Origin of the sequence: Paenibacillus sp. 1_12 (assembly GCF_900114475.1) — a bacterium.
Lineage (GTDB): Bacteria > Bacillota > Bacilli > Paenibacillales > NBRC-103111 > Paenibacillus_S.
Window position 1 is genome coordinate 65574 of the sequence record NZ_FOTE01000016.1, and the last position, 24785, is coordinate 90358.

At 43.0% G+C, this 24785-nt stretch carries 23 protein-coding genes and 3 pseudogenes; 21 read left to right on the plus strand and 5 right to left on the minus strand.

Annotated features, from left to right (window positions below):
* Positions 1-16 precede the first annotated feature (16 nt).
* On the plus strand, positions 17-499 hold the full coding sequence (locus tag BM210_RS26220; protein ID WP_091175130.1) for a GyrI-like domain-containing protein: 483 nt from the start codon (positions 17-19) through the stop codon (positions 497-499).
* A gap of 845 nt (positions 500-1344) precedes the next feature.
* Here BM210_RS26220 and BM210_RS26225 read toward each other — a convergent pair.
* Positions 1345-2514: a DUF4179 domain-containing protein gene (locus BM210_RS26225; RefSeq protein ID WP_091175131.1), complete on the minus strand. Its 1170-nt coding sequence runs from the start codon at positions 2512-2514 to the stop codon at positions 1345-1347.
* Positions 2508-3035 (minus strand): sigma-70 family RNA polymerase sigma factor, encoded by a 528-nt coding sequence (locus BM210_RS26230; protein WP_256224050.1) that lies wholly within the window; start codon positions 3033-3035, stop codon positions 2508-2510. The genes BM210_RS26225 and BM210_RS26230 overlap by 7 nt, the downstream gene beginning before the upstream one ends.
* A gap of 820 nt (positions 3036-3855) precedes the next feature.
* Here BM210_RS26230 and BM210_RS26240 point away from each other — a divergent pair.
* Both BM210_RS26240 and BM210_RS26255 read left to right on the plus strand, forming a co-directional pair.
* Positions 3856-4488 carry a class I SAM-dependent methyltransferase gene (locus tag BM210_RS26240; RefSeq protein WP_091175135.1) on the plus strand — a complete coding sequence of 211 codons (633 nt, stop codon included), beginning with the start codon at positions 3856-3858 and terminating at the stop codon, positions 4486-4488.
* Between the two features lie 1863 nt (positions 4489-6351).
* On the plus strand, positions 6352-7047 hold the full coding sequence (locus BM210_RS26255; protein WP_091175136.1) for a DUF3888 domain-containing protein: 696 nt from the start codon (positions 6352-6354) through the stop codon (positions 7045-7047).
* Positions 7048-7160: 113 nt separating this feature from the next.
* On the opposite strand, the gene BM210_RS26260 is transcribed toward BM210_RS26255, so the two are convergent.
* Positions 7161-8090, minus strand: a complete 930-nt coding sequence (locus BM210_RS26260) for a helix-turn-helix transcriptional regulator (protein WP_091175138.1) — start codon at positions 8088-8090, stop codon at positions 7161-7163.
* Between the two features lie 99 nt (positions 8091-8189).
* On the opposite strand from BM210_RS26260, the gene BM210_RS26265 reads away from it, so the two are divergent.
* From BM210_RS26265 to BM210_RS35835, 4 genes and pseudogenes are all read left to right on the plus strand, one after another.
* Positions 8190-8654, plus strand: a complete 465-nt coding sequence (locus BM210_RS26265; RefSeq protein WP_091175139.1) for a VOC family protein — start codon at positions 8190-8192, stop codon at positions 8652-8654.
* A gap of 65 nt (positions 8655-8719) precedes the next feature.
* Complete coding sequence (locus tag BM210_RS26270) at positions 8720-9895, plus strand: MFS transporter (protein WP_091175141.1); 1176 nt, start codon at positions 8720-8722, stop codon at positions 9893-9895.
* A 41-nt stretch (positions 9896-9936) separates the two neighbouring features.
* A complete protein-coding gene (locus tag BM210_RS26275; protein WP_091175143.1) occupies positions 9937-10506 on the plus strand; it encodes a YdeI/OmpD-associated family protein in 570 nt (189 codons plus the stop codon).
* Positions 10507-10651: 145 nt separating this feature from the next.
* Positions 10652-10903 (plus strand): annotated as a pseudogene (locus BM210_RS35835) (DDE-type integrase/transposase/recombinase); the annotation flags it as partial.
* Positions 10904-11002: 99 nt separating this feature from the next.
* Here the strand turns inward: BM210_RS35835 and BM210_RS26285 are convergent.
* Complete coding sequence (locus BM210_RS26285) at positions 11003-12511, minus strand: response regulator (RefSeq protein ID WP_091175146.1); 1509 nt, start codon at positions 12509-12511, stop codon at positions 11003-11005.
* Entirely contained in the window at positions 12489-14255 is a 1767-nt protein-coding gene (locus BM210_RS26290) for a cache domain-containing sensor histidine kinase (RefSeq protein WP_091175147.1), read from the minus strand. Before BM210_RS26290 ends, BM210_RS26285 begins: the two co-directional genes overlap by 23 nt.
* 223 nt (positions 14256-14478) lie before the next feature.
* Here BM210_RS26290 and BM210_RS26295 point away from each other — a divergent pair, with 223 nt between their 5' ends.
* The 14 genes and pseudogenes from BM210_RS26295 (at position 14479) to BM210_RS26350 (ending at position 24435) form a co-directional block, all read left to right on the plus strand.
* Positions 14479-15780 (plus strand): ABC transporter substrate-binding protein, encoded by a 1302-nt coding sequence (locus BM210_RS26295; RefSeq protein ID WP_091175148.1) that lies wholly within the window; start codon positions 14479-14481, stop codon positions 15778-15780.
* Between the two features lie 40 nt (positions 15781-15820).
* A complete protein-coding gene (locus BM210_RS26300; RefSeq protein WP_256224053.1) occupies positions 15821-16714 on the plus strand; it encodes a carbohydrate ABC transporter permease in 894 nt (297 codons plus the stop codon).
* On the plus strand, positions 16711-17526 hold the full coding sequence (locus BM210_RS26305; RefSeq protein ID WP_091175150.1) for a carbohydrate ABC transporter permease: 816 nt from the start codon (positions 16711-16713) through the stop codon (positions 17524-17526). Before BM210_RS26300 ends, BM210_RS26305 begins: the two co-directional genes overlap by 4 nt.
* A gap of 30 nt (positions 17527-17556) precedes the next feature.
* Positions 17557-18321 carry a DUF1868 domain-containing protein gene (locus BM210_RS26310; RefSeq protein WP_091175152.1) on the plus strand — a complete coding sequence of 255 codons (765 nt, stop codon included), beginning with the start codon at positions 17557-17559 and terminating at the stop codon, positions 18319-18321.
* Positions 18322-18408: 87 nt separating this feature from the next.
* The gene (locus BM210_RS34985; protein ID WP_177238009.1) at positions 18409-18555 is read left to right on the plus strand and encodes a hypothetical protein; all 147 of its coding nucleotides are present in this window, start codon (positions 18409-18411) and stop codon (positions 18553-18555) included.
* A 184-nt stretch (positions 18556-18739) separates the two neighbouring features.
* On the plus strand, positions 18740-19246 hold the full coding sequence (locus tag BM210_RS26315) for an SRPBCC family protein (RefSeq protein WP_091175153.1): 507 nt from the start codon (positions 18740-18742) through the stop codon (positions 19244-19246).
* Positions 19247-19607: 361 nt separating this feature from the next.
* Positions 19608-19772, plus strand: coding sequence for a DUF3888 domain-containing protein (locus BM210_RS26320; protein WP_091175155.1), 165 nt, complete (start codon positions 19608-19610; stop codon positions 19770-19772).
* 199 nt (positions 19773-19971) lie between these two features.
* Positions 19972-20397, plus strand: a pseudogene (locus tag BM210_RS26325) (SAM-dependent methyltransferase); the annotation flags it as partial.
* A gap of 126 nt (positions 20398-20523) precedes the next feature.
* Positions 20524-20679, plus strand: a pseudogene (locus BM210_RS35840) (TetR/AcrR family transcriptional regulator); the annotation flags it as partial.
* Positions 20680-20682: 3 nt separating this feature from the next.
* Entirely contained in the window at positions 20683-21096 is a 414-nt protein-coding gene (locus BM210_RS26330) for a TetR family transcriptional regulator C-terminal domain-containing protein (RefSeq protein ID WP_256224061.1), read from the plus strand.
* Between the two features lie 223 nt (positions 21097-21319).
* On the plus strand, positions 21320-22495 hold the full coding sequence (locus BM210_RS26335; RefSeq protein WP_091175158.1) for an MFS transporter: 1176 nt from the start codon (positions 21320-21322) through the stop codon (positions 22493-22495).
* A 533-nt stretch (positions 22496-23028) separates the two neighbouring features.
* Positions 23029-23514 (plus strand): DUF2975 domain-containing protein, encoded by a 486-nt coding sequence (locus BM210_RS26340; protein WP_091175160.1) that lies wholly within the window; start codon positions 23029-23031, stop codon positions 23512-23514.
* Positions 23515-23524: 10 nt separating this feature from the next.
* Positions 23525-23743, plus strand: a complete 219-nt coding sequence (locus tag BM210_RS26345) for a helix-turn-helix domain-containing protein (protein WP_091175162.1) — start codon at positions 23525-23527, stop codon at positions 23741-23743.
* 263 nt (positions 23744-24006) lie between these two features.
* Positions 24007-24435, plus strand: coding sequence for an SRPBCC family protein (locus tag BM210_RS26350; protein WP_091175164.1), 429 nt, complete (start codon positions 24007-24009; stop codon positions 24433-24435).
* Positions 24436-24785 lie beyond the last annotated feature (350 nt).

A 24785-nucleotide genomic window follows, 5' to 3' on the forward strand; every position in this document is an offset into this window, starting at 1 on the left:
AGATGAGGACGAAGCAATGCATACATATATAACGGAGCAACCAGCAATAACACTAAAAGGTGTACATGTACGAACAACAAACGCGGATGAAGCGGGTCGGAATCGGCGGCTACCGCAGCTGTGGGAAACGTACTTTCAAAGCCAAATCACGTCGCAAACCCCGACAATCAATTCCCATCTGATCTATGCGCTCTATACGGATTATGAAAGTGATGCTGCAGGCGCTTACACCACTCTGATCGGGCACGAAGTAGCCGGCGATACGTCACAAGATGAGGGCAAGTTCCATACCGTTCAAGTACCAACGAGCAGATACTTGGTATTTACAACAAAAAAGGGCCCTGTCTATGAAGTGGTCGCACAGGCGTGGGGAAACATTTGGGCCTATTTTAAGGAATCACAGGAAGTAAGGGCATATACGGGGGATTACGAGCTGTATGACGCCAGAAATTCGGATCCCACGCAGACACAGATACAAATCTTTATTGCAATTAAGTAGGTAAAAAGGGCGCCTGACAGATCGGCACGCGTCGCGCCAGCTCTGGCAGAATCGGAGCTAGTGCTTGCGGTTAACTTGAGCTTGCGCCAAGCCTTTGGAAACACGGCGGTCATATTCGTCGGACAGGATTTTTGTCTTTGAGTGTCCCCAGCGGGAATGAGATAAAGTTCTTGTCATCCGACATCAAGTGATGTAAGAGGACAAGAACATACAACCATTTGAATCCGCGATTTGAGCGGATTTTTTATTTTATGGATATAACTTCTTGTCTTTTCTAGAAGACAAGAAGTTATGCTGTTTTCCAATATTGGACATGAAGAAGGTACCATTCTCGTAGTTGCTAAACGATACAGCTTGAGGGACTATTTAACATTGTACAATACATCTTTGTGTCCTAATATTCGGATTTCATTACATGTTCAGGTTGAAAAAAATATGCGAAAATAGACTACACGCAAACTTAGGCTGTCGGTCAAAAAACGGTTGACTTTGTTCAACGGGCAGAATAGATTAAGATCATACGCGGGGAACCGTATCATAAATAGTGGTAAAGCGGAGAGTGGAACTAAGGGTGGACGCTACGATGCTAAACCTACAGAGGGAAGCGTAAATTCTCGTCACATGTGGAGTGTACAGTGTGGTAAAATTGGGTGGGACAAGCTTAATTCTACTCCCGTAAAGGCGGAATAGATATTCATAAAAACACTAGAGTACAAGATGACTTGAGTTAGGCCAGACAAGGGTTGAAGTCATTTAAATAAAAAGACGAAGCCAATTATGGCTCCGTCTTTAGTAGGTTTGCATACCCTTTTAACTTAGAGAATAAGGTCCTTTTTACAGATGAACTATTGCACAGAAAATACAGTCTCTAGCTCAGGGATGTATTCCTTGACCATAACTTTGTCTTCCCACCGTCCTGTAACCCCAGCTGGGGCTTGACCTTCGGATACGACTAAGTACGGTTTGATGGTTACGGTACGCGGTAGAGACTTGAAGGGTTCAAAGCGAATAGTATAAGATTCGCTTAAGGGGTGAGCACCGATGGGCTTCAGTTGAACGCCATGTTCATCCACAACGTCATACTGAAGAAAGATGACGCCCCCGTTAGCACCCTTGTACTTCGAAGGAATAGAAGCGAGCATTTCTTCTACGCTCTGGCCTGATTTGGTTGTGTACTCAACGGATAACTGCGTTGTGATTGGGGTGATTTCCAGCTTGGGTATCTGCAAGTTAATGTTATCGTGATGCTTGGTCTCCTTTGATGTTAGAACGGTAACGGGCGTTGATTTTGTAACAGGCAGAACGAATTGGAACGGGTCATTGTAACCCTTTAACGTTACATTTACAGTCAAGTCAAACTGATCAGGGAACTGGACCGTCTGTGTTGATGTGCGCGGCTCATAATAAGTGCTTAAAACCTCAACGATTATGCTGGAAGCAGTCTCACCGTCCATGTGTTCGTAATTCCAAAGCAGAGGTTGGCCTTTATAAAGGACGTCAAACTTATCTACCGCCCCTTTATTGCCATCGGAAGGCAGCGAATTGGGCTCCGAAGCCAGACGGTTTCCAGGAGTAGTTATGTTCATAAGAATTCGGGTCCCGTCAAATAACAACGTTGGAATATTCATAGTCACCTTGCCATGGGTCACGCTTTGGTTTACGTTTGTGATGAAATCCTCGGCTTGTTGAACACCGGGATCTGCGTTGTTTTCGCCCCATAATGAATAGATTTGTCCCAGAACCGGAATTTGCTTGAGTGCATCAGCTATTGCGGGCGATACAAAGCCGGAAGCAATGAGTGTAACTCCAAGGATTGCAGCAGCTGACGTGGAAATCCACCATTTTTTAAAAGTTCTTGATACATTTGTCTTTCTCTGAATGGGGGAAATGGAATTATCGGTTTCTCTGATGATTTGGTAAGTCTCATTCAGCTTGGAGCGGGCAATATCAGATAACTGATTGGGAAGTAGGCTTTGGCAGTTCTTTAATTGTTCTTCTAACATAGTGTTCACCATGTCGCAACTCCCTTTTCTTGATTGATTTGAGAAGAATGCTTTAGCTTTTTGCGGGCGCGATGCAGCCGCGTCTTCACGGCTACCGTAGAAATTTCGAGAATGTCGGAAATTTGACTGATCGGCATGTCATGTAGATAATGAAGGAGAATGACAATCCGTAGGTTCTCCTCAAGATGTTGAACGGCATCCCATAATTCGATTTTCTCATAATCCTTGGAAGTGGAAGGGACTTCGGGAAGCTCTCCGTAAGGGAGGGCTCTTGAGCTATTTTTGACCATTTTGTTACATTCATTAATCAGAATCCGGAAGATCCACGTTTTGAAAAAAGCCGGCTCTCTGAGTGTGTGGATGGACTTAAAGGCTTTAAGAATCGTCTCCTGCAGGGCATCTGCACAATCTTCGTCTTTGTTGACGATGGACCTTGCAGTTCTATATAAAGGTAATTCTATCTCTTGCATCAACTGCATGAATGCTTCAGGGTCCCCAGCTTTGGCTTTGACGACAATAGGAACTGTATGCAAGGGTTCACCTGCTTTCTTGACTAGAAGTATTAGAATGTTTGTAACGTTACATATATTAGATTGGGTAGGTAGCTAGAAGGTTACATGGAAAGAAAACAAACTTCAAGGGTTCACCTGCTTCTTGACTAGAAGTATTAGAATGTTCGTAACGTTACGTATATATTAGATCGGGTAGGTAGCTAGTAGGTTACATGGACAGAAAACCCACCGTATTCGGGGACTGCACCCCGTTTGTAAGACAGGGATCAAACAAGGGCCAGGTAAACAAGCTTGCGTCCGAGCTAAAAGCTCCGCACAAGCATGTTGTAATGCGGAACGCTTATGGTGCAGGCGATCACCATATGGGCGCAATGCGTCTACTTCATCAGACCATCTTCGACTGGCTCCACACAACCCTGAGAATCGAAGCGATATGTCGATAAGTATGTTAGAAAACTACTGACGTAAGCGAACTGGCATGGTCTAGCAAAGCTATCGAGATCGTGAGAGTTTGAGAGCTAGGTCACCCACCCCTACTGCTTGACGGACACATATATAAGGGTAGTGCTGCTGGAATGCTTGTGGCGGCAGCACCATATAGCTAACTCTATACAAAAGCTGCCGGCATTGCGCCAGCAGCTTTATTTTGTTGTGATAAAAGAGATGTAGAAACAAAACCGCGGTCCCATTAAGCTAAAGGGCAGTTATGCTACATACGAGGCAAACGCCATAAAATCCAAAATATGGTACAATAAAATAGAAGATTATTATAATGACATAAATTAAATATAATGTAGTTAAAATTAGTACAATACATGACACATAGAATTGAGGGAATTCCATGAAAGAATATTGGAATAAGAGATTTATGAGTGAAGGGCTTATCTGGGGAGAACAACCAAGTGAAACAGCGTATCATGCGAAGGAACTATTTTTGATGCACCATATCAGGACAGTTCTAGTCCCAGGAGCAGGTTACGGTAGGAATACAAAAATACTCTCTGATATATTTGAGGTAGATGCAATCGAACTTTCATCAGAGGCGGTTATACTTGCACGGCAATGGGATGACAGGAGCTGTTTTATCGAAAAATCTATATTTGATTTATCAGTCACCAACAAGCAATACGATGCTGTATACTGCTACGACCTTCTACATTTGTTCACTAATATTGATAGAGAAAAATTAATACTTAAGTGCATCGAGCAATTAGGTCAGGAAGGTATTTATTATTTTACATGCTTTTCAGATGAAGATTCGGCTTTTGGTAAAGGAATGGAAGTAGAAAAGAACACATTTGAATATAAGAATGGAAAGTTAGCACATTTTTTTAGTGAGGATGATCTGAAAAACCATTTCAAGGAAACTAACATCATTGAGACAGGATCATTACAAGAAAACTTTGAATACTCAAATGGTGCTATAAGAACATATAAATTAAGATACATTTATGGAATAAAGAGATTAGCTTGACAATGCCATGGCAGCCTGTTTTTGCGTACGTATGGCGGATGAAACAATAAATATACCTTAGCGTACGTTTTCCGCGTTTTGTTGGCGGGACCCTTAATATAAAAAGGTCCCGGACGCTCTTACTTTCCCTTTTTTACTTACTTTAATTCATTAACCTTTTGTGATATAATTAACTTAATTATTCAAGTTGAAACCAATTCACATATTGAAAAGGGTCTCATTTCTATGATGGAACTTTTTTCAATATGTGAATTTTTGTTTTCAGGGAATGATCTTTTTAATAATATTGGAGGAATCCCTATGCAAACAGGTACAGTTAACATGGGAAGAAGCCGCAAAACTGTTGAGGAGGTGGAACTTCTAGCGGGTAAAGTTCCTGTATTCACGGCAGGAATCACTCTGAAAGAAGCTTAAATTAAGCTTAACGCCACCAAATGCTAATATAAAATAAAGATGTGATCACATCAGAAAAGCGGTTTTTTATCAAAATAGATACACATGATTCGAACGTTAGTGTTGTATTTTCGACCATTGATGACATTATTAATTTTTATTCCAACAAACAGAGTTTGCAGAGCAAAGTGGACGATCTGGACAATTTAAAGAATCACACAAGCAAGCAAAGGGGTGGTATATCATAATTGGAAAAATGATTCTTTCCGACCGACCTGTAAGGGTAATTAAGAAGAGTTCGTGGTTGATAATGACTTCCTGCATATTTTTTTCATTTATCTATACTATTTGGGGTGGATGCCTTTTGCTCGCCTGTCTCGTTTACTTGGCCATATCAAAACGAATTCGTTTTGATATGTAGTAGCTCAATAAAGAACATCTGAATAAAACACTCACTTTTGTTCAGCGACATTGCCGGTGTCATAGGTCGTCATGTGGATGTGCCGGTAGGCAGCATCCCGCGTGAAGAGTTTTCTAAGCATGGTCGCGTCGCTTGACTTAGCAAGATCAAGTAAAGGGACGAAGGAGCTGCTCGGCTGGAAGCCTGTCCAAAATGGGCTTCTCGCAGACCTGGAACAAGGACATTATTTCACAAAATAGCGTTAGATAAATGAAGAAGGTCACAAAAAAACATCGTATCTTCGCGATTCGCAAGGAAATTTAGAAGGAAATGTGAATGAGATAAAGTTCTTGTCATCCGAAATGTCGGGTGACAAGAACATTGTCCGAATGAAGTCCACGGAAACCGTGGGCTTTTTTAGTTTTCGGATCAAGTTCTTTTCAATTGGCGATGACAAGAACTTGATCCAGAGGTGAGTTGTGGATAATAAACATAACCATATCGTCTGTTTGAAGCTGGAGATATCCAATACACAAAATTATCTCTTCCAAAAGGAATTATCATTAGTGATAAATGTGAAAAAGTGATTGCTGCAGCAAACTGTACGCCGCGGCGCGGCGTATCTCTTGTGAAATTGGGTGTCACACCTTAATTACCCTACACGCGGCTGCGGCGGCCGCGTTGTGCGAACGGGCAGAGTTCCTTAATAAAATGCAACAGGGGGTACAAGCCTAACTGTAATAATTTGTCTGAATCAACACTTTAATATTTTTTTCTTGCATATGACGTAACGACCTCCTTTACTCTTCATGTATCAAGCTAATTTTGTCAAGAGGGAAGGTATGATGGTAACACGCAAAAAATAATGCTAATTTTTGGACCCGTCCGGAAGCGACAAAAATGGGACCAGTTGTCCAAGAACTAAAAAACACCCGGAATGGTTCGAAAGTCTTAATACCGATGAATCGCATGTATGTTTGCGGTATTTAATTTATACGTTTTTGCAACAAACAGTACATTGGCATCGTCAATTGGATGGAAGAATTTACATTTGAAGAGGAGAGGACGAATTGAAGAAACATTTTATTGTAGGTGTATTGTGTGGTGCCTTCATAATGGCAGCAACTTCTGTATTTGCTTCGAGTGAAATTGAAGCAACAATCTTTCCAAGTAAAGTTACTTTTTTTCCAGCTAACGGACTCTCCAAAGAAGTACAACTACAGGAAGCTGAAGAGGTGCTTAACTATAATAATAAGACATATGTACCTCTTCGTTTATTCGCTGAGAGCAGTGGCGCTCTTGTAAAATACACACAAGCCTCTCCTGAGACGGATAACAAACATAAAATAGATGTTCACTATGTTGTTGAAGATGCTCTTTCAGAGCAAGCTTCAAATGCAGCTGGTAATAAGCCACTTGAGGACTCAAGGGAGCTGCAGCTACAAGATATGCTTGTTTTAATTCTACTTCCGCATTTGAAAGAGAAACTTGCAGAGGTATACACAGATGTAATTTCAATACCACCAGTTATTCATCCAGATTCTGTAAATGTGAAGAGCATTGAAAGGGTAGCTGCTTTCCGTGGTTTTGATTTTTTAATCACAATAGATGCTCAACCAATAGTCGGTCCTCATATACCTGTCGGCGAAGATGTACTTACATATCGGATCTCGCCGGCTGGAGTTGAGCTTAAAAATTTTGAACATCTTAGAGGACCCGATAAGGATGACTTCCTCCCCAATTACCAAAATCTTCTTTTGAAGTAACGGATAACGATAGTGTAATTACCAGGGAGCAGATCGCCGAGGCAACTGCTCCCTGGTTTCATTATAGACGGGCCGCATAGTTTAAGAATTTGCGCGCCGCCAACATTTTGATGTTAACGGGAGCCTTTTGAAGTATACTTCCCCACCATTTTATTCAAATAATCTCGAAATTCTTCAACATAGGTTTTGGGCTCTACGATTTCCAAATTTGTACCGAAGCTCGCTAAAAATTGAAATCCATTACTGTTTTGCGGAACATGGATTGTTGCTAATAAATAATCAGAGCTATAGTTTTCAATGCTATTTCGACCGTACCGTTCAATGAATTGATCTTTTATGCCAGGCGAAATCAACATCTTGACTGCGACTAGTTCCGCTTGATAACTTGCTTCCTGCTCTTGTTCAAATAAATCATCTCTAGGGCTAAACGTTTGTTCATCCATATTAAGATGATCGATCCGAGATAATTTGAACGTTCTATTTCTCATGCGACGTAAACAGAATCCCTTCAGATACCAACTCGTTTCGCTAAAATGAAGCTGATAGGGCTCGACAGTTCTTTTTGTCGCAGTGCCATTTTTATCTATATAAGCAAATGTAACTAAGCTTCTTTTTAATATGGCTTCCTGACATGTCTTCAAGGTTTGACGAATCTCAGACCGACCCTCCCAATCGTAAAAAGACAGTTGAATTGAACCTTTCGGAGCCAATGGGCTAACCATGGCTTCTATTTTTTTGATCGTCATTTCAACTCCTTCGCTAATTAGAATTTGTTCCAATCCGCCGAGCGCAGTCAATATATTCTCTAAGTCGGAGTTGCTTAAAAGACGTTTATCAACCTTGTATTCATCCATAATGCCGTAACCGCCATGAACTCCATTGACAGAATAGATCGGGATGTTTGATAAACTCAAAGTTTCCATATCGCGAAGAATCGTTCTTTTGGAAACGTTAAATAATTGCGCGAATTCTTTGGTGGAAACGACGACATCTTTTTTCAGCAAGATCATGATGATAGAGATAAGTCTTTCAACCTTTTCCATCCGTTCCCCTCTTTTTTTAATTTAGTATGAAACAGTGACATACAGCTGTCACCTATTATATATTATACTACATTTATAAAAAGAAGGAGGTTATGCTTTATGTCAGCTATTGCATATTTAAACTTTAATGGAATTGCAGAACAAGTGATTGAATTTTATTCGGAGGCTTTAAACGCAATTGAAGTAAAAAAAGTGAAATTTGGGGATATCCCGCAAGATCCAAACTACCCAATGCCGGAAAATGAGTTAAATATGATCATGGAGTCTTCCATAGAATTCGCAGGCGGGAAAATCATGATGTCGGACATTTTGCCTTCAATGAAGGCGGTAACAGGTGAGCTGGTGAAAGGGAATAATATTCTGATTAGTCTAGTCATCGATGATAAGCATAAACTTGAAGAATACTTTAGTCATTTGTCCCTTGGCGGTCATGTCATTATGCCGTTATCCAATACTCCTTGGTCTTCGTGCTTTGGAATTCTAGTTGATAAGTTTGGGATCAACTGGAAATTTAATAGCGACGCAGATCAGTTTCTTGATAACGTAATATCCAACAAACAGTAACTCATTCTGAAAAATGGTCTTGCAACTGAAGGCCATTTTTTTATGCACCAATGGAGGCACGATTTATGAAAAATAGCTATTCTTCGCTTATCTTTTTTCTGGCTTTAGGTATATTTGGCATCATAACATCTGAAATGGGCATGATCGGAGTTCTTCCCCAAGTCGCTCAAAAGTTTCACATAGCGCCCTCGGAGGCCGGGTATCTTGTGAGTGCATTTGCTTTAATCGTTGCCATTTCAGGCCCATTCCTAACATTACTCACTTCCGGCATGAATCGAAAAGTGATCTTACTATCCGCTATCCTGATGTTTGCCATCTCTAATTTGGTGTATGCTTGTACTACCAGTTTCGAAGTTATACTGGCTTTCCGGATTGTTCCTGCGTTTTTTCATCCTCTCTTTTTCTCGATTGCGCTTGCGACCGTTGCCAGCCTTGTTCCTCCCGAAAAGAGCAGCAAAGCGGTCACCAAGGTTATGGCCGGAGTAACCGTTGGATTCGCTTTTGGCGTGCCGATTACATCCTATCTCTCCACAAAAATTTCGCTGGAAGCTGCTTTCCTATTTGGAGCTATTGTGAGCGTCATTGCCTTTATAGGCATACTGGTCTGGCTTCCTTCAATGCCTGTTAAGGAAAGAATGTCTTTCGGCAAGCAGCTCGGCATATTGCGCAAACCTCAATTGTGGTTAACGATCCTGATCGTGGTGATGATCTTTACAGCGATGAGTTCGGTTTATAGCTACTTTGCCGAATATCTCGGAGAAGTCACCCATATGAACGGTACCTGGATCAGCGTGATGTTGATGGTCTTTGGTGTCACCATGATTGCAGGGAACTTCTTGTTCGGGTTCTTTCTGAACAAAAGTATGACAAAAACGATTATCCTGTTTCCTCTCGTATATACGGTCATTTACTTATTTACTTATTATTGGGGTTCTCATTTTTGGCCGATGGCGGTCATCGTATTTGTGTGGGGAGCTGTGCATTCCGGGGGGCTTATTCTAAGTCAAGCCTTGTTGATGACTGATGCGAAAGAAGCTCCCGAATTCGGTAACAGCTTATTTGTTTCCTTTTCTAATGTTGGCATTACGGTAGGAACATGGATCGGCGGCTTGTTTATTTCCCAGTTGGGCGCGCATCAACTTATCTGGAGCGGTATTATGCTTTTGTCGCTTGCTTTCATACTGATCATAATAAAAGCAGCAATTTCCAAATCGCATGTTGAGAAAGCAAGCATGAATTAACGGATATATGATAAATGTAGAAAGGAAATTCTTTTTCAAATATGGAAATGAATAATTTAATTCCCGTAAAATCGAGAGAAGAGTTCAGGTTTTGGCTACAGGAAAATAGTAAGACTGAAAAATCTTGTTGGATCTTGGTTAGTATGACGCTCAAATCGGATACGCTCTTTTATGTAGACGCGGTCGAGGAAGCTTTGTGCTTTGGATGGATCGATGGAGTCAAGAAGAAAAAATCTGAACCGGAGCTGGCTCAGAGACTGTCCCCTCGAAGCAAAAAAAGCTCATGGACTGAATTGAATAAAGAACGTGTTCGCCGCCTCGAAAAGTTGGGGTTGATGACAGACGAAGGAAGAAAGGTTCTTCCTGATATGGCAAACGATTCTTTTCGAATCGATCCGGTTATAGAGCAAAGGCTGAAAGAGGAAAAGCAAGTATATGAGAATTTCAAGGCATTTTCTGATCTGTATAAAAGAGTTCGGATTGACACGATACAAAGCATAAAAAATCAACCGGAATTATTTGAGAGCAGATTAGATAAATTCGTAGCAAACACGAGAGAAAACAAAATGTACGGCCAATGGAATGATAATGGACGTTTACCAGATAATTAAGATGCTCTGGGGCAATTTTCAAACCTTTTGATGGAAGATCGAGGACTACATATGGCTCATACAACCATGCGATGGGTTCACCAGTTGGGACCGGAATTAGACAAGCGAATTCGTCTCTTTCTGAGAAACATAACTACGACAACAGAAATATCTGAACAATATAATTGAACAAGATCATCGATTTACAAAGAAAATCATAAAACCAATGCTGGGATTCAAGTCTTTCAGTACTGCAGAGAAAACAATTACCGGAATCGAAGTCATGCATATGATAAAGAAAGGGCAGGTCGAATGCAATCATTCGTCTGTCCTTTTTACAATAGACTTAATCAATAAAATGTTTGGTTTGATTGCATTGTCAAACAACAATATGGCGACTATCTTTGATCTGTTTTAATAGTTGCACCAAAACCCCTGTAAATGTTGAATAAATGCATCCGAATCTCCAAAGTCCCGCTTTTTATCTATATGCTGCTGACGATGTCATTGCCTTGACTTAAGGTAAGGCAGGGGGCTGTTCTCGATTGGATGCCGGGTTTCTTTTGTATTCCTGAGGGGAGACACCGTAATATTTGGTGAATAATTTACTGAAATGGCTTGTGCTGTACAGTCCGACCTTTCTTGTAACCTCATGAACCGATAAATCGGTCGCCACGAGTAGTCTTTGCGCCTCCTTCATTCTCAGCTCCGCTACATACTCAACGAATCGATTTCCCGTTTCTTTATGAAAAAGCGAACTTAAATAATTGGGACTGATGTCAAACAGTGTGGCCACCTTGGCGACGCTTATTTCTTCTGCGTAATGGGCCTTGGCATAAGCGACGATGGAACGGATGATGTGACTCCGGTCCGTCTGGGAACCTAGCATGCGTTTGCAACAGTCAAGCAGTTCGTTTTTCAAGCGGGAATAATCAACATCGGGTTCAACGGACAGTCCGATGGCGCAGCGCAAATACAGCACTACCACACGGATCAACCGGATGTTGTCATGCAGCCGAGCGGTTTCTACCAGAGCGATGAGCTGCTCGACTGCGCTGCCGAATTCGATAGGGCTTTGAAGTTTCTGATATCTGGCCAGTTCGACAAGCAAAGCGCAAATAGGCACATAATGAGGTTTATCCTGTGTAATGGCTTTCAGGAAGGACTGGGAATAGTCGACGGAAGTACCTAATAAAGCTCTCAGGCAGGTGAGCTGCTGCAGCTCACCATAGGCGGAGAAGAACAATCTGAACGGGAAAGTGCTGCCTGTTACTAGAGTGATCTGTGTGGCGGGACCCTGTTCCTTACGCCAGGCCACTGTCATGCGTCGGATATCCGTCATGCACGACACCAGGTTCTCACTGCCGTTTTCCCCGGACTTGTCATAGCCGAACACAAGGATCCATTCATGATCCCGTGGATTCACAACGGTCATGTGGAAATGGCTGCCCAGATAGGGCTCGGCGCACTTTCTGGCATGCTCCAGCCAAGCGTCGGCGGTCAGGTGATTCGTTGTCTTCATGCCGTCAAAGCATACGGCGATCAGCTTGCAGCTCATACCTTCCAGAGGTAAGCGATCGTCCTCGACAGGCGCCATGGCCGCAATCATTTCGGCGATCCGCAGGGCGAACAGCCGGCGGCTTTCGGCGGCTTTGCGGGTAAGCAGCTCACCGATGCTGTGGATGACCGTTTTGAGCTGGTCAAGGCTGACCGGCTTCAGTAAGTATTCGTTGATCCGCAGTGCGATCGCCTTCCGGGCATAGTCGAATTCCGAGAAGCCGGTCAGAATGACGAACTCCGTATGCGGGGAAATCAACTTGCCTTTCTCGATGGCTTCCAGACCGCCAAGCAGAGGCATTTTGATATCCACGAAGGCGACGTCAGGCTGCTGCTGCTCCAACTCGCGCAGCAGCTCAAAGCCGTCGGTTGCCTCGTAAATCCGCAGACTGGGGATATTCAGCTTCTCCAAATTGTACCGGATATTCATCCGGATCAGATGCTCGTCATCCGCTATAATAATTTTCATGGAAATGGGCCTCCGGTATCATGATGATAATGCATGTCCCCACCCCTACGGCGCTTTCCAACCGAAAGAGACTGTCGGGAAAGCAAAGTTGCAGTCGTTCGCGCGTGTTTGCGAGGCCGACTTGACCGTGTTCATCCAGCTGCTGTGTGTCGAATCCAACTCCGTCATCCTCGATGCGGATACGCACGAACAGCACACCGTCCTCCAATACGGTATCGGCAGCAACCGTCAGGGTGCACGGGCAATTCAAAGGCTCAACTCCATGGATAATCGCGTTTTCAACCAAGGGTTGGAGAATCAGCTTGGGAACTTTGTATGGACGAATGCCGTCTTCGCACGACATAAGGACCTGCAGGCGATGCCCGAAACGGAGCTGCTGGAGGGAGCCGTATTTTTCGATAAGATGCATTTCCTCCTCGAGAGTGGTCATATCCGAGTGATTCAGGATATAGCGCAGCAGCAGCGTGAGATCAATAATCGACTTCTCCAGCAGCTCCCGCTCGCCGATCTGGTTAAGCGTAATAAATCCGTTCAGCATGTTGAATAAAAAATGTGGCTGGATCTGCGACTGGAGCGCTTTGTATTCGGAATTGCGCTGCTTGAGCACCAGCACGTACTCCATTTCGATTTTTTGCTTCAGCTCCCCGATCATGGAATTGAGCGACTGGCCAATCACATCGAACTCATCCTTCGTATGGGAAGGGTATCGGGCTGTAAAATCACCCTGTTCGACTTTGCGCATCGTCTTAATAATTTCCTTGACCGGTCCCATCACCTTGCGCGACAACCCTTGATAGAACAAGAAAGCTACGACAAGACAAATGATATAGAGCAGAGCGGAGTTTAGGTACACCCAAAGCGTCTTTTGTTCCAGATGCGAGTAGGAAAGCAGCACGACCAACTCCCAGTTGTAAGGGGCAACCGTTCGTCTTACTACCAGATAGGAGCTGTCCCCGTCGTGTACAATGGAATGGTTTTCGGGCATCGGCCTGAACAGTACCGGGGATACCTCGTGATTCGCATAAACGAAATTCCGTTCCTGATCGAGCAGTACGATATGGGAAGGAACATGGAAATCGATGTCCTGGAACATTTTTTGCAAAACAACAGTGTTGGCATCGGCGATGATGACGCTGATCGGGCGCTTGGAGGGGATTTCCCGGATTGTGCGCGCCACGGAGAAAACGGACTCATTCTTGGTGCGTGTAAAATAGTCCTGCTTGTGGGGATTGATGAATACCGCGTCTCCGCTCGCCTGAATCGCCTTGCGGTACCAGTCTGTTTCGGCAAATTCATAGTTGGGGGTAACATCGTTTAACGGATTGTTGGTCGAATAAAACAAAGGTTTATTGTCCGAGACGATCAAGGTGCTCATGATATCCTTACGTGTATTTCTAACGAACCGCAGCTGCGAATCCAGCATGTTCGTTATGCTGAGGACTTGATACCTACTCATGTTTTCGTAAGAATCGGACGCCATAACTTTAAGTGCAGAGATGAAATCGTCGTTATAATACGGAATAAGCGTGAGCTGGTCCAATTCGTTAAGGTAACCGGACAGGCTCTGAGACAGGGAAATCAGCGTGTTGTCGATCAGAATACCGGTGTCGTTGCTGTTTCTTTCGATGAAAACCCGCGCCACGATATAGGTAGTGAGCAGAAGCGGCAGCAATGTGCTGATCATGAAAATAAGGACGAGCTTCATATTAAGCGGTCGATAGAGTCTGATTCCGAAGCCTTTCATATATGAACCAACCTTTCTCGTTCTGGCTGCAGCCTTCTTGTGACAACTTATTCGACATCCGCTGGAAACTTCCTTCCTTGGGAGAGCTCGACTGTATCTGTATTAAGCAGGATGATAGAAAGCAGCACGATCAGTGTAGTTTTGAGCGTATGGGGAGCGCTTTGAATCCGTTATACTGGCAAAGTAGCACACTAATTGACCGAAGAAGGGGATAAATTGACTTATGAAGAAAATGGCGAAGCTTTGCGCTATCAGCTTGTCGGCGATCATAGTAGCAGTTGGATGTTCGAATGGGGGAAGTGGCAAAACGGCAGCTGGAATAGAGGCAGCCGCGGGAACAAGCACGACTCCAGCAAAGGAGGTAAAACCGGTCAAGCTCACGATGATGACCAATGCGACAGGCGCGACGTTTGATACGATCCAATCCATAATAGACGGATTCACCAAAGAAAATCCGAACATTCAGGTCGACTTCAGCACGCAGGGCAAGGACTATGAACAATTGATGAAGGCGAAGATGGCTTCCAACGATCTGCCCGACCTGTTCGCCACGCACGGCTGGTCCGTGAACCGATACAGTGAATATTTGCGCCCGCTTAATGATCAGCAATGGTTTGGCAATCTTACGGATACAATCAAACCAACCATCTCCGACAAAAAAGGCAACGTTTATGTTTTACCGCTCAATATCGACCAATCCGGCATCGTTTACAACAAAAAGGTACTAAAAGATCTGAACCTGGAGATCCCGCAGACGTGGGAGGAGCTATTAGCAGCTTGCAAGGTGATCAAGAACGCAAATATTACACCGATCCACATCGGGGGCAAGGACACAACGAAGCTGGCAGGCTTTTTCAATAAGCTGGCTCCTACTGTTCTGATATCGGATAAATCACATAATAGCGGAGATTCGCTGAAGGACGGCACGTTTGACTGGAACAAGTGGAATCTGGTTTCGCAACAGTTGGTGGATCTGAAGAAGGAAGGCTACCTGAACAAGGATATTGTCACAGCCGATCCCTTAAGCGCAGCGGAGAAGATCGCCACCGGCAAAGCGGCATTCCTGATGGAAAACAACGCTATTGTAGCCGAGGCCATGAAGATCAATCCAGAAGCCCAGATCGGTATGATGCCGGTGCCGGCCTTTTACAAAGGGGATGAGCCGATCCTTAACGGCGGTGAACGGGAGGCTTTCGGCATATGGAATAAATCGAAAAACACAGATGCAGCGCTGTTGCTGCTCGGCTATATGGCCAAAAGCGATAATATCGCCAAGATGGCTGCCGTTACAGGGATGCCCGCCGGACTCAAGAACGTCAAATATGATTTGGGCGGCCTGACCGCAGACTTTACGAAATACGGCAGCCTGCGGACGATTCCGGTATTCGACCGTGAATTTTTGCCGAACGGCATGTGGAGCACGTTGAAAGTCATCGGCCCCGCCCTCTTGACTGGAGATATGACGATAGAGCAATCCTCGCAGATGATGAGCGACGATTATAAAAAGCTGCGCTCACAAAAATAGCAGCTGTACGGCTACAATTTTCTTCGAATGGGAGAACGCAATGAGAAAGAAAATGGCTATATTTATCAACTCAGACAAAGGGTTATCCCTGATGTATGTGCCTGCTTTATGTTTATTTCTACTGTTCGTGGCCTACCCACTTCTATCGGGTATCCATATATCCTTCACGAACTGGAACGGTTACTCGCAAAAGTATGCGTACATCGGCCTTGATAATTACAGCAAATTGTTTACAGATGTACGCTTTAAAAAGGCGCTGCTGAATACGCTTGTATACGGCTTCGGCAGCGCGATCCTGCAAAATCTGTTCGGTGTTATGTACGCGCTGCTGCTCAATATGAAGTTTCGGAGCCGGATGCTGGCGCGTACCATCATCTATATGCCGGTAATCGTAGCCCAGCTGATTATGGGATATATTTGGTATTTCCTTGTCCAGTATGACGGGGGCGCGATTAATGATACGCTCTCGGTGTTCGGTTTCGAGCCGATAGATTGGATGGCAGAAGGTACGCGTGCCGTCTGGATTATTACCGGCATCAATGCCTTTCAGTACGTCGGTACATCGATGATCATTTATTTGGCAGGAATCCAGGGAATTCCGCAATCGCTGCTAGAGGCAGCCACCATTGACGGCGCCAATGCATGGAGACGATTCCGCCATATTACGCTGCCCCTGCTCATACCTGCCATTACAACGAGCTTTATGCTCAATTTGATCGGCGGTCTGGAGCTGTTCGCGATCGTCATCTCATTGACCTCCGGGGGACCGGGGTTTGAATCACATTCCATGTCGTCCTTGATCAACTATTTTTATTTTGAAAATCAGAATGCCGGTTACGCTGCTGCAATCGGGTTCGTTACCTTTGTACTGGTCATAACGATCAGCTATGTGATGCTGAAAATATTCAGGAAGAGGGAGGTGGAATATGGATGAAGCGATTTGCAGGCTTGCTGAAAAACGCCGCAGGACTTGTCATTACAATTATCCATTTCATACCTTTCTATATTCTGATTACGATGGCCTTCAAAAAAACGAACGATTACTCCTCCCGCTGGCAACTGCCGGATTACGTCTTCCTGGATAATTTCCGTCTGGCTTTGGGCGGTGGCAAGCTGCTGCAGGCGATGTCGAACAGTCTGATCGTAACGGTAAGCTCCGTGCTGCTGGTTGCGCTGCTCGGAGCGATGGCTGCTTACCCGCTGGCACGTGTCAAAAGCAAGTTCAATCTGACCATGATGAGCTGTATTCTGGCGGTCATGATGGTACCTAAGCTGACGGTGCTGGTGCCCCTGTACAGTCTGGTCGCCGGGCTCGGCGGTGTCAGCACATATTGGGCGATTATACTGCTGATTACGACCTACAAGCTGCCGGCCTGCATCTTTCTGTATGCAAATTTTATCTCGACGATTCCCAGAGCACTGGACGAGGCAGCAACGATCGACGGGTGCAGCAAATTCAGCGTCTTTTACCGCATCCTGCTGCCCTCCATGATGCCAGTTACAGCCACGGTGATCATTATGAACAGTGTGTCGATCTGGAATGATTATTCATTCTCGCTGTACTTCATGCAGTCGCCGCTCAAGCGTACCGTTACATTGGCGATTTCATCCTTTTTCAGCCAAAACAACACGAACCTGAACGCCGCCGCCGCCGCCGCCTTGCTCGCCATCATTCCGGCTACGGTTCTGTACTTGTCGCTTCAGAAGCATTTTGTAAAAGGCATGGTCGACGGTTCGGTGAAGTAGATTAAATAAAAGTGAGGGGATTTCAAACCTATGAACCATTCCAATGCAAGTGATTCTGGGACGGATGTCAAACGGATGAGCACCGAGATGATAGAGAGCCAACCTGTTACCGCCGCTGCATCCCGTGATCAACGTGTGTTCACCAAGGTAGTTGGCCGTAAATTTCATGAGGATGGCTCCGTACGGCACTTTCCGGGTAACACGATCATCTGTCCGGTTGATCCGACCAGCGCGGTAAATGCGTTGCTGGTCCGGTTGGTAGGTCAATTCCGCAAGCTCTCTTGCTCGCGTTCTTTTACCCTGCTACCGCCTTCGAGCTATCATATGACTGTCATTCAAGGCGTCTGCGAGGATGACCGTAAACCGCAGCTGTGGACGAGCTTCTTGCCACTGGATGCCCCTCTTGAGGAAACAGACCGCTTGTTCCGTGAGAAGTGGGAAACGGTTCATGTACCGGACGGGTTTAACTTGAAGTTCGATTACCTGCACACCGGCGGGGTTGCTTTGACCGTCAACCTGCAGCCGCTGACGGAAGATGATGCCCAGAAGCTGAAGGTATTCCGCAACGAGGTATCTGACAAGCTCGGTTTACGGTTTCCCGATCACGACGACTATCGCTTCCATCTATCGATCGGCTACCGGATTGTGGAGCTGACGGAGGAAGAGGAAGAAGAGCTGCTCGGGTTCAAGGAGCAGACCGAGCGGGAGCTTGAGGAGCATTTCGGTATATACGCGTCTATGCCGCCACAGCTCGTTTTTTTCAAGGATATGTTTAAATTTGCTGACAGCCGGTAAACAGCGCAGCGGGCATGTGTTTCAAGGGGGGAATGTCAACCGATTTGCCGTAAGTATGTTGTGAAAATAAGGAAAGGTGGATTCACTGTGAAGCAATGGAAGTGGTTTGAAAAAGCATGTATTGTTCTTCTGCCGTTTTCTGATGCAGGCTTGCTGCATGGAGGCAGCGTATATGCAGCAGGACAAGCCACAGGCGTGACAGAGGTTAGCTTTAGAGATTTTCTAGAAAATTAAACCTTGATCGGCTGAAGGATCTGCTTGCCGTATTAAAAGCGTAGTTTCGAATAGATTTTTTTGAAATGCCTAGGAGGTACCGAATGGTACCCCTTTATCACGCGAATCAATATTCCTTGACAGGAATATTCAAATTGAAGTATATTTTAATCAGGGGGTTATATTGAGAAATGGAGGAATGGATATGACAGTGAAATCGGAAGGCAAGGAGTTAGTCATAACACGTGTACTCAATGTGTCGTGCGAGCTTGTATTCAAAGCATGGTCCGAGGTCGAACATCTGAAGCGATGGTGGGGACCGAAAGGATTTGAAATAAGTGTCGCGCAATTGGATTTCCGTCCGGGCGGTTTCTTCCACTACAACATGCAATCTCCTGATGGTAATCAAATGTGGGGTAAATTTGTGTATCAGGAAATCGAAGCTTTCGAAAAGATTGTCTGGATCAACAGCTTTTCAGATGAGGCGGGCAACATTGTCCGGGCTCCATTTAGCGATTTGATCCCGCTGGAAATACGCAATTCGGTAACCTTTAGTGAAAATAACGGTATTACCACAATGACCTTGTGCAGCGGACCGATCAACGCAACTGAGGAAGAGAGAAGTTTTTTTGAAGGCATGTTCGAATCAATGCAGGAGGGCTTCGGAGGAACTTTCGATCAGCTCGAAGAATATTTGGTAGATCATTCTTAACCATGATACCAACGATGAACCGTATCATAAATGACGGCTAAATTTATTAGAAGATATACGTTTAATGCTACTTTATCTGTTAGCAGAAGCGCTTCTCCTATAAGCAGCGTCAGATTGCTGACAGCCTCCTATGTTCCAAGTGGAACTTAGGAGGCTGTCTTAATTGAAGTGCGGAGAAACTCTGCTTCGAGCCAATGAAGAAATGTTTGGTGAAGAGTATTAAGAATGGAGCGTTAGAAATAAATAGTATCATGAATGTCATTTTAGAAGAAAAATACTCTCAAAAAATATATTCTACTAATGAAGTATATAATAAAATTTCGGCAATTATAAAACAGATGAAAGGAACTTTGATTCACACATTGATGTGGTCATTACGGTAATCCCGTATGTAGGCCCTCATCTTGATGTAGGTATAGATAAAATAAAATTTCAAATAGACAACACTGGGAAGGTATCGATTTTAAGTTACGAACATATCAAGGATAGTGAATTACCTCCTAACTGGACGCACATAAAAAGGTAATTGATTAAGCAAACGGATCACGATAGCTCAATAAACAAGAAGAGACGGCAACCAGAATGTCTGGCTGCCGTCTTTTACTAACTGGCAGTTATCTTCAGTAACAAATATCAATAGTATCCTAATAAAATTCCATTCTTATCCTCATTTTCAAGCGCTACACTGTAATTAATTAATACGAAATCGGGATGGGGGTATTTAGATGAAAGTTATAATTGGTGCAGGAAGAACAAACTATGATGGTTGGCTCAGTACACAAGAGGATGAGTTGAATTTACTTTATTTGGATAGTTGGAGCGCCTTATTTAGGACGGGGAGTATGGATGCGCTGTTGGCCGAACACGTGTGGAAACACTTAACTTATGAGGAGGGGGTTGTTGCTTAAAACCAGGTGGCTACATTCGTTGTGCCGTTCCGGATAAAAATTTCCATAACGAGCTGTACCAACAGATGGTTCAAGTCGGTGGACCTGGTCCGGCGGCAGCTCACAAAATAGTTTATGACGCGAAACATTCGTAAAAGTATTTGAAATAGCAGGGTTTGAAGTATCATTGTTGGAATATTGTGATGAAAAGGGAGATTTTCATTATACTACTGGAACGAAGTGGATGGGAAGATAGGTAGATCCTTTATATAAACTTAAGTAAATGTTATGCAATATGTATTCAAGGTCAAACTTCATATCAGTGACAATGCGAATGAAATAGTCAAATAGTCTATTGACATTGATCGATCGTTCGATTATATTTTGAGTATGAAAACTAAATCCGAAAGCAAAGTGAACCTTATTTATCAGGCTACGATCGAACTTCTCAATGAAAGTGGCCTTTCTGAAATATCCATCTCAAAAATTGCTAAAAGGGCGAATATCTCTTCTTCGATCATTTATTTTTATTTTGAAAGTAAAGAGGATATGCTGATCAAATTGTATTTTCTGCTCAAGGATCAAATGCACCAGCTCATGTTTCATGGTGTAACAGAGAGTACACCCGTAAAAGTGGGGTTTGAGAATATTCTGCGAAATTATTCAAATTATATCTTAAATAATAAGGACAGCTTTTTGTTAATGGAACAGTTTATCGGCTCACCCTTTATACGTAAAAACTGTAAGGATCAAAATGGTGGTGTGTTTAAGCCGATGTACCCTTTGTTTGAAAGGGGAATTAAAGAAGGTTTTTTTAAGGATTTGGAAACGAATCTATTGGTTACATACTCCTGTTTACCTTTTGTCGAAATGGGAAAAGAGTATTTAAATGGGGCGTATGAGTTCAGTTCAATAAACATTGAGAAAATGATTCAAATGAGCTGGGATGCCATTAAAGTGTAATCAGCTCTTTTTTTTTTGATTAAATTGATCGATCGTTCGATATATTTTTTTATAGTATTCTGATCGATCGTTCGATAAATTTAAGGGGGTGATTTCATTTTTTGCAATCGAATTTTCAAGACAAGGATTTCCCATCGGGTGAGAAGTAATCCAAAAGAAGAAACTGTATGATTTCAAACAATAAAAACAATAGATTCGACAAACAAAGGGGAAAAATTCTTTCATGAAGAACTACAAATGGATTATTTATTTGCTTGCATTAGGCGCAACCGTGGTCGGTACGGCCGAATCAATTATTACAGGTATTCTGGATATGATTGCCACTAATATAAATGTCTCTATTGGCTTAGCTGGACAATTGGTTGCCATGTATTCCATAGCCTATGCGGTAGGAACACCAATTCTAATCGCGCTCACTTCAAAAATAGATCGGAAAAAGCTGCTGTTCATAGCACTTCTTATCTTTCTTATCGGTAATGTCATCGCTGTCCTGAGCCCTAACTTTACTATATTGATGATATCCCGTGCTATATTGGGTGTGAGCGCGGGGGTATTCGCGGTAGTGGCTTTGGGGATTGCCGCACAAATTGCTCCTCCAGAGAAAAGAGGAAGTGCGATTGGCACGATCTTGATGGGTACGAGTCTTGCGCTCGTTGTCGGCCTTCCCTTAGGAACCTTAATCGGTGAATATATGGGGTGGCGCTGGATCTTCGCAATTCTTGGAATTATCACCATCATTCCTATTATTGCGATTGTAAAAGCGATACCTAAAATGTCTGGACAAGAAACGATTCCTTTATCCAAGCAATTGTCTGTTCTCAAAGATTTCAAAGTAATCAGCGGTTTATTAACTTCCCTGTTCTTTATTACCGGTTACTCCGTTGTTTCCACATACCTTGCGCCGTTACTACGCGAAAATGCTGGCCTCAATACCAATACGATTAGTCTCGTCTTGCTTGGCATGGGTTTAATGGCTGTTGTAGGAGCACGTGTTGGAGGCTACGGCGCTGATAAATGGGGAGTTGCCCCTACACTGATTGTCAGTCTGTTGATTCATGTTATTGCCTTGTTCTTCCTCCCGTTCGCTGCGGTTACTTTTGTAGGTGCCTTGTTTATTCTTGCACTCTGGATGCTTGGAGCTTGGACAACTGCTCCTGCACAACAGTTCTATCTGGTAACTACGGCCCCTAAATCAACCGAAATTATACTGAGCTTGAACTCATCCGCCTTCCACCTTGGTGTTGCCCTGGGTGCAGCTTTGGGCGGAGTGGTTGTAGAGCGGTTAACCTTGTCGTCGATCGGCTGGGTCGGTGGTTTAGTCGTCATACTTGCAACTGTATTTGCAGTGATTTCTATATTAATGGGAAAAAAAGCATCAGTTGTACTTGAGAGCGAGTAAGAAAAGATTAATTTTATACCAAAAAGCAAAGTCGGTATCATTTAAGCTTTGAATCTCTGTTGTAGTCTTATTCATTTCATCACCGCCTTGGGGCTTTTTAAGATATTACCCCATTTAACGGAGAGTTAATTTGTCAATTGCGTTCTATGTAGTATTTAAATTAATAGAATAGTTTGGAAAAAGAAGACATATCACACTTTGCCTCGGACAAGTGTGATATGTCTTTATCTTGTCCATTAAGCTGTGGAATTTGTAAACCCCGGATATAGAAATTCAATTTAGTAATGAGAGGCTGCCAGCATAATAGGCAACCTTTCGCTCACCTAACGGGAGTTTTGTTGTACCAGTGGTAAATTTAACATTTTAAAGTAAGAGCATTTCTTTGTAATGAGAAATGATTTTTATTTTTGTCAAAATTAAAAGGATATTCAAATAACAATAATAATATAATAAAAACGATATGTATTTATTGTAAAACGATAAATTACATGTTAAAATCATGTTGTCATTAAATAAGTGGAGGAGGTGTTTTAATGAATGTTAAAAGAGGTTCAACCACTTTCTTAAAGGTAATTATTTTTCTGGCTGGAATTGCAGTGCTTGCTTTGTGTATATTTTTAGTGCCCCATATGGCGAATTTCGCAGCAAAATTGTATCCAAATATTGCCCTAATGAAATATCTCGTTTTCATCGTGATGTACGGAGCGGCTGTGCCTTTTTACTTTGCTCTCTATCAGGCTTTCAATCTTTTATGGTACATTGACGAGAACAAAGCGTTCTCGGAATTATCTGTAAAGGCGTTAAAGAACATAAAGTGCTGTGCGATTACAATCAGTGGTTTGTATATATTAGGTTTGCCACTCTTTCGTTTTATAGCGAAGAAAGTTGACCCTCCTATCGTATTAATGGGATTCATCATCATTTTTGCTTCGTTGGTTATCGCCGTTTTTGCTGCTATCCTTCAACGGCTTCTACAAGAAGCGATTAACATAAAATCAGAAAATGATTTGACGATCTGAGGTGGTGAATATGACAATTATCATTAATATTGATGTGATGTTAGCAAAACGAAAAATGAGCGTAACGGAGCTTTCGGAGAGAGTTGGAATTACTATGGCGAATCTCTCCATTCTGAAAAATGGGAAAGCAAAAGCAGTTCGTTTTTCAACGTTAGAAGCGATATGTAAGACTTTGGATTGTCAGCCAGGTGATATTTTGGAGTACAAAAGCGACGAAGACACTCAATAAAAACAGACAACTAATTTATTTTATCTAACGGAGAACTAGAGTTGAATATCAAGAAGGTCTGCCGGGTGCAGTCCTTCCCTCTGTTAGCCGGCAGCATAGTTAAACAACCTTCCCTAATGTGTTATTTCAAAAATGAGCAACCGAAAAGAAATCACATCAACCGTACCATGATATAATCAAAGGATATTTTCGAAAATTCCGACTGTATTCATATACAAATAATTACATAAATTAAATCATTATAAAGAAGGAGAATGATCAATATGGCAAATATCGAGCACTTACAGACCGTGAATGTTCCAGCTTCAACGGTATATGAAGCATTAACCACAGCAAAAGGACTTTCAGAAATATGGACAAATGAACTAATAGTCAATGATCAGATCGGTTGTATAAATGAGTTCCGATTCGGCGGCAAAGGCTTAACAAAGATGCGAGTTGAAGAGCTTGTTACCGATAAAAAGATTTTGTGGCAGTGTGTTGATTCAGATCCAGAATGGATAGGTACGACAATTTCTTTTGATATGGAGGAAAAAAACGGGAAGACTTCAATCATTTTTCGTCAGATGAATTGGAAGGAAGTGACCGCATTTTATCGAGTATGTAATTATAACTGGGCTATTTTTTTGTACAGTCTTAAACAGTATTGCGAAGAAGGCGAGGGTCTTCCGTATCATAAACGGAAGTTTTAGAACCATTGAAGACACGGATGGGTGGACTAAAGTACATGATCCCGAGAACCGATTTCGGAAGTATTGGGTAAGTACGAAGAAGTTGTCAACCAAATCTTGACAAGCAAAGCAGGATCGTGATGTAGATCGTGTCAGACAGCGTTATATGCAGTTTACCAAGCCAGAGTTGATTTGCTGATCCGAATGGAGCAATACATCGCACATCAAAATCAGCACTGGTTGAAACATGAATTTGAAAAGTTCAACAAATGACGAAATAACAGTCGTAAGTGAGACTCTTATTCAACAAAGCATAAAAATAATGTTGAATTGATTTGTAATATTCTGGTAAAATTACTGAAGAGAAACGT

Bases quoted from the DNA above. Each gene is read 5' to 3' on its own strand.
- BM210_RS26220 (WP_091175130.1), top strand. From the start codon at position 17: ATGCATACATATATAACGGAGCAACCAGCAATAACACTAAAAGGTGTA.
- BM210_RS26225 (WP_091175131.1), bottom strand. From the start codon at position 2,514: ATGGTGAACACTATGTTAGAAGAACAATTAAAGAACTGCCAAAGCCTA.
- BM210_RS26240 (WP_091175135.1), top strand. From the start codon at position 3,856: ATGAAAGAATATTGGAATAAGAGATTTATGAGTGAAGGGCTTATCTGG.
- BM210_RS26260 (WP_091175138.1), bottom strand. From the start codon at position 8,090: ATGGAAAAGGTTGAAAGACTTATCTCTATCATCATGATCTTGCTGAAA.
- BM210_RS26265 (WP_091175139.1), top strand. From the start codon at position 8,190: ATGTCAGCTATTGCATATTTAAACTTTAATGGAATTGCAGAACAAGTG.
- BM210_RS26270 (WP_091175141.1), top strand. From the start codon at position 8,720: ATGAAAAATAGCTATTCTTCGCTTATCTTTTTTCTGGCTTTAGGTATA.
- BM210_RS26275 (WP_091175143.1), top strand. From the start codon at position 9,937: ATGGAAATGAATAATTTAATTCCCGTAAAATCGAGAGAAGAGTTCAGG.
- BM210_RS26285 (WP_091175146.1), bottom strand. From the start codon at position 12,511: ATGAAAATTATTATAGCGGATGACGAGCATCTGATCCGGATGAATATC.
- BM210_RS26290 (WP_091175147.1), bottom strand. From the start codon at position 14,255: ATGAAAGGCTTCGGAATCAGACTCTATCGACCGCTTAATATGAAGCTC.
- BM210_RS26295 (WP_091175148.1), top strand. From the start codon at position 14,479: ATGAAGAAAATGGCGAAGCTTTGCGCTATCAGCTTGTCGGCGATCATA.
- BM210_RS26300 (WP_256224053.1), top strand. From the start codon at position 15,821: ATGAGAAAGAAAATGGCTATATTTATCAACTCAGACAAAGGGTTATCC.
- BM210_RS26305 (WP_091175150.1), top strand. From the start codon at position 16,711: ATGAAGCGATTTGCAGGCTTGCTGAAAAACGCCGCAGGACTTGTCATT.
- BM210_RS26310 (WP_091175152.1), top strand. From the start codon at position 17,557: ATGAACCATTCCAATGCAAGTGATTCTGGGACGGATGTCAAACGGATG.
- BM210_RS26315 (WP_091175153.1), top strand. From the start codon at position 18,740: ATGACAGTGAAATCGGAAGGCAAGGAGTTAGTCATAACACGTGTACTC.
- BM210_RS26330 (WP_256224061.1), top strand. From the start codon at position 20,683: ATGCTGATCAAATTGTATTTTCTGCTCAAGGATCAAATGCACCAGCTC.
- BM210_RS26335 (WP_091175158.1), top strand. From the start codon at position 21,320: ATGAAGAACTACAAATGGATTATTTATTTGCTTGCATTAGGCGCAACC.
- BM210_RS26340 (WP_091175160.1), top strand. From the start codon at position 23,029: ATGAATGTTAAAAGAGGTTCAACCACTTTCTTAAAGGTAATTATTTTT.
- BM210_RS26345 (WP_091175162.1), top strand. From the start codon at position 23,525: ATGACAATTATCATTAATATTGATGTGATGTTAGCAAAACGAAAAATG.
- BM210_RS26350 (WP_091175164.1), top strand. From the start codon at position 24,007: ATGGCAAATATCGAGCACTTACAGACCGTGAATGTTCCAGCTTCAACG.